Source organism: Streptomyces sp. Y2F8-2 (assembly GCF_014905555.1).
Taxonomy (GTDB): domain Bacteria; phylum Actinomycetota; class Actinomycetes; order Streptomycetales; family Streptomycetaceae; genus Streptomyces; species Streptomyces cynarae.
The window spans coordinates 1-5,169 of sequence record NZ_BNGS01000024.1 but is presented as its reverse complement, the minus strand read 5'-3'; the positions used below and the strand labels follow the sequence as shown (position 1 = coordinate 5,169).

At 57.9% G+C, this 5,169-nt stretch carries 2 rRNA genes; both read left to right on the top strand.

Features of this window, described 5'->3' with window-relative positions:
* Nucleotides 1–195 precede the first annotated feature (195 nt).
* Nucleotides 196–1,721, top strand: a 16S ribosomal RNA gene (locus tag SY2F82_RS38480).
* A 305-nt stretch (nt 1,722–2,026) separates the two neighbouring features.
* Nucleotides 2,027–5,150: ribosomal RNA gene (locus SY2F82_RS38475) — 23S ribosomal RNA — on the top strand.
* The 16S and 23S rRNA genes sit together here, the layout of an rRNA operon.
* Nucleotides 5,151–5,169 lie beyond the last annotated feature (19 nt).

Sequence of the window (5,169 nt, the reverse complement as noted above, 5' to 3'; positions counted from 1 at the left end):
AAGGAAGCGTCCGTTCCTTGAGAACTCAACAGCGTGCCAAAAGTCAACGCCAGATATGTTGATACCCCGTCCGTCGGATGATTCCGATGGTCGAGGTTCCTTTGAAATAACACAGCGAGGACGCTGTGAACCGAGGGGACTATTCCTCCTCTTGGTTCCGCTCTCGTGGTGTTCGCCCCGATGACGGGGAAAGCATTCACGGAGAGTTTGATCCTGGCTCAGGACGAACGCTGGCGGCGTGCTTAACACATGCAAGTCGAACGATGAAGCCCTTCGGGGTGGATTAGTGGCGAACGGGTGAGTAACACGTGGGCAATCTGCCCTGCACTCTGGGACAAGCCCTGGAAACGGGGTCTAATACCGGATACGACACGCTCAGGCATCTGATGCGTGTGGAAAGCTCCGGCGGTGCAGGATGAGCCCGCGGCCTATCAGCTTGTTGGTGAGGTAACGGCTCACCAAGGCGACGACGGGTAGCCGGCCTGAGAGGGCGACCGGCCACACTGGGACTGAGACACGGCCCAGACTCCTACGGGAGGCAGCAGTGGGGAATATTGCACAATGGGCGCAAGCCTGATGCAGCGACGCCGCGTGAGGGATGACGGCCTTCGGGTTGTAAACCTCTTTCAGCAGGGAAGAAGCGCAAGTGACGGTACCTGCAGAAGAAGCGCCGGCTAACTACGTGCCAGCAGCCGCGGTAATACGTAGGGCGCAAGCGTTGTCCGGAATTATTGGGCGTAAAGAGCTCGTAGGCGGCTTGTCACGTCGGGTGTGAAAGCCCGGGGCTTAACCCCGGGTCTGCATTCGATACGGGCTAGCTAGAGTTCGGTAGGGGAGATCGGAATTCCTGGTGTAGCGGTGAAATGCGCAGATATCAGGAGGAACACCGGTGGCGAAGGCGGATCTCTGGGCCGATACTGACGCTGAGGAGCGAAAGCGTGGGGAGCGAACAGGATTAGATACCCTGGTAGTCCACGCCGTAAACGGTGGGCACTAGGTGTGGGCGACATTCCACGTCGTCCGTGCCGCAGCTAACGCATTAAGTGCCCCGCCTGGGGAGTACGGCCGCAAGGCTAAAACTCAAAGGAATTGACGGGGGCCCGCACAAGCGGCGGAGCATGTGGCTTAATTCGACGCAACGCGAAGAACCTTACCAAGGCTTGACATACACCGGAAACATCCAGAGATGGGTGCCCCCTTGTGGTCGGTGTACAGGTGGTGCATGGCTGTCGTCAGCTCGTGTCGTGAGATGTTGGGTTAAGTCCCGCAACGAGCGCAACCCTTGTCCCGTGTTGCCAGCAGGCCCTTGTGGTGCTGGGGACTCACGGGAGACCGCCGGGGTCAACTCGGAGGAAGGTGGGGACGACGTCAAGTCATCATGCCCCTTATGTCTTGGGCTGCACACGTGCTACAATGGCCGGTACAAAGAGCTGCGATACCGTGAGGTGGAGCGAATCTCAAAAAGCCGGTCTCAGTTCGGATTGGGGTCTGCAACTCGACCCCATGAAGTCGGAGTCGCTAGTAATCGCAGATCAGCAGTGCTGCGGTGAATACGTTCCCGGGCCTTGTACACACCGCCCGTCACGTCACGAAAGTCGGTAACACCCGAAGCCGGTGGCCCAACCCCTTGTGGGAGGGAGCTGTCGAAGGTGGGACTGGCGATTGGGACGAAGTCGTAACAAGGTAGCCGTACCGGAAGGTGCGGCTGGATCACCTCCTTTCTAAGGAGCACTTCTCACCAGCTTCGGCTGGTCAGAGGCCAGGACATCAGCGAACGTCTGGTGCTGGTTGCTCATGGGTGGAACGTTGACTACTCGGCCTGTTCGGGGTCACTGGACTGTTAGTACTGCTTCGGCGTGGAACACAGCATCGGTGGACTGGACTGGTCGGGCACGCTGTTGGGTGTCTGAGGGCACGGCCGCATGGTCTGTCTTCGATGCCGGCCCCAGTGAACTTGCCTGTTTTTGGCAGGGTGATGGGTGGTTGGTCGTTGTTTGAGAACTGCACAGTGGACGCGAGCATCTGTGGCCAAGTTTTTAAGGGCGCACGGTGGATGCCTTGGCACCAGGAACCGATGAAGGACGTGGGAGGCCGCGATAGTCCCCGGGGAGTCGTCAACCAGGCTTTGATCCGGGGGTTTCCGAATGGGGAAACCCGGCAGTCGTCATGGGCTGTCACCCACTGCTGAACACATAGGCAGTGTGGAGGGAACGCGGGGAAGTGAAACATCTCAGTACCCGCAGGAAGAGAAAACAACCGTGATTCCGGGAGTAGTGGCGAGCGAAACTGGATGAGGCTAAACCTCAAGCGTGTGAGACCCGGCAGGGGTTGCGTTTGGGGGGTTGTGGGATCTCTCTTCTACGGTCTGCCGGCCGTAGGGCGAGTCAGAAACCGTTGATGTAGACGAAGGACATGCGAAAGGTCCGGCGTAGAGGGTAAGACCCCCGTAGTCGAAACGTCAGCGGCTTGCTTGAGAGACACCCAAGTAGCACGGGGCCCGAGAAATCCCGTGTGAATCTGGCGGGACCACCCGCTAAGCCTAAATATTCCCTGGTGACCGATAGCGGATAGTACCGTGAGGGAATGGTGAAAAGTACCCCGGGAGGGGAGTGAAATAGTACCTGAAACCGTGTGCCTACAAGCCGTGGGAGCGTCGGACATCAGCTTGCTGGTGTCTCGTGACTGCGTGCCTTTTGAAGAATGAGCCTGCGAGTTTGCGGTGTGTTGCGAGGTTAACCCGTGTGGGGTAGCCGTAGCGAAAGCGAGTCCGAAGAGGGCGTTTGAGTAGCACGCTCAAGACCCGAAGCGGAGTGATCTAGCCATGGGCAGGTTGAAGCGGAGGTAAGACTTCGTGGAGGACCGAACCCACCAGGGTTGAAAACCTGGGGGATGACCTGTGGTTAGGGGTGAAAGGCCAATCAAACTCCGTGATAGCTGGTTCTCCCCGAAATGCATTTAGGTGCAGCGTCGTGTGTTTCTTGCCGGAGGTAGAGCACTGGATAGGCGATGGGCCCTACCGGGTTACTGACCTTAGCCAAACTCCGAATGCCGGTAAGTGAGAGCGCGGCAGTGAGACTGTGGGGGATAAGCTCCATGGTCGAGAGGGAAACAGCCCAGAGCATCGACTAAGGCCCCTAAGCGTACGCTAAGTGGGAAAGGATGTGGAGTCGCACAGACAACCAGGAGGTTGGCTTAGAAGCAGCCACCCTTGAAAGAGTGCGTAATAGCTCACTGGTCTAGTGATTCCGCGCCGACAATGTAGCGGGGCTCAAGCGTACCGCCGAAGTCGTGTCATTGCAGCATGTACTCCCAACGGAGGCTGTGATGGGTAGGGGAGCGTCGTCTGCCGGGTGAAGCAGCGCCGGAAGGTAGTTGTGGACGGTTGACGAGTGAGAATGCAGGCATGAGTAGCGATTCACACGTGAGAAACGTGTGCGCCGATTGACTAAGGGTTCCTGGGTCAAGCTGATCTGCCCAGGGTAAGTCGGGACCTAAGGCGAGGCCGACAGGCGTAGTCGATGGATAACCGGTTGATATTCCGGTACCCGCTGTGGAGCGTCAAACATCGAATCCAGTGATGCTAAGCCCGTGAAGCCGCCGCTTGCCGTCTTTGACGTCGAGCGGAGTGGTGGAGCCGGTGACCCGAGCTGGTAGTAGGTGAGTGATGGGGTGACGCAGGAAGGTAGTCCATCCCGGGCGGTGGTTGTCCCGGGGTAAGGGTGTAGGCCGCAAGGTAGGCAAATCCGCCTTGCATACGGCTGAGACCTGATGCCGAGCCGATTGTGGTGAAGTGGATGATCCTATGCTGTCGAGAAAAGCCTCTAGCGAGTTTCATGGCGGCCCGTACCCTAAACCGACTCAGGTGGTCAGGTAGAGAATACCGAGGCGTTCGGGTGAACTATGGTTAAGGAATTCGGCAAAATGCCCCCGTAACTTCGGGAGAAGGGGGGCCACACCTGGTGAGGGAACTTGCTTCCTGAGCTGGGGGTGGCCGCAGAGACCAGCGAGAAGCGACTGTTTACTAAAAACACAGGTCCGTGCGAAGCCGTAAGGCGATGTATACGGACTGACGCCTGCCCGGTGCTGGAACGTTAAGGGGACCGGTTAGCTCACTTTCGGGTGGGCGAAGCTGAGAACTTAAGCGCCAGTAAACGGCGGTGGTAACTATAACCATCCTAAGGTAGCGAAATTCCTTGTCGGGTAAGTTCCGACCTGCACGAATGGCGTAACGACTTCTCGACTGTCTCAACCATAGGCCCGGTGAAATTGCACTACGAGTAAAGATGCTCGTTTCGCGCAGCAGGACGGAAAGACCCCGGGACCTTTACTACAGTTTGATATTGGTGTTCGGTTCGGCTTGTGTAGGATAGCTGGGAGACTGTGAAGCCTGGACGCCAGTTCGGGTGGAGTCGTCGTTGAAATACCAGTCTGGTCGTGCTGGATGTCTAACCCGGGTCCGTGATCCGGATCGGGGACAGTGTCTGATGGGTAGTTTAACTGGGGCGGTTGCCTCCTAAAGGGTAACGGAGGCGCCCAAAGGTTCCCTCAGCCTGGTTGGCAATCAGGTGTTGAGTGTAAGTGCACAAGGGAGCTTGACTGTGAGACCGACGGGTCGAGCAGGGACGAAAGTCGGGACTAGTGATCCGGCGGTGGCTTGTGGAAGCGCCGTCGCTCAACGGATAAAAGGTACCCCGGGGATAACAGGCTGATCTTCCCCAAGAGTCCATATCGACGGGATGGTTTGGCACCTCGATGTCGGCTCGTCGCATCCTGGGGCTGGAGTCGGTCCCAAGGGTTGGGCTGTTCGCCCATTAAAGCGGTACGCGAGCTGGGTTTAGAACGTCGTGAGACAGTTCGGTCCCTATCCGCTGTGCGCGTAGGAGTCTTGAGAAGGGCTGTCCCTAGTACGAGAGGACCGGGACGGACGAACCTCTGGTGTGCCAGTTGTTCTGCCAAGGGCATGGCTGGTTGGCTACGTTCGGGAGGGATAACCGCTGAAAGCATCTAAGCGGGAAGCCTGCTTCGAGATGAGGACTCCCACCCACTTGATGGGGTAAGGCTCCCAGTAGACGACTGGGTTGATAGGCCAGGTCTGGAAGCCCGGTAACGGGTGGAGGTGACTGGTACTAATAGGCCGAGGGCTTGTCCTCAGTTGCTCGCGTCCACTGT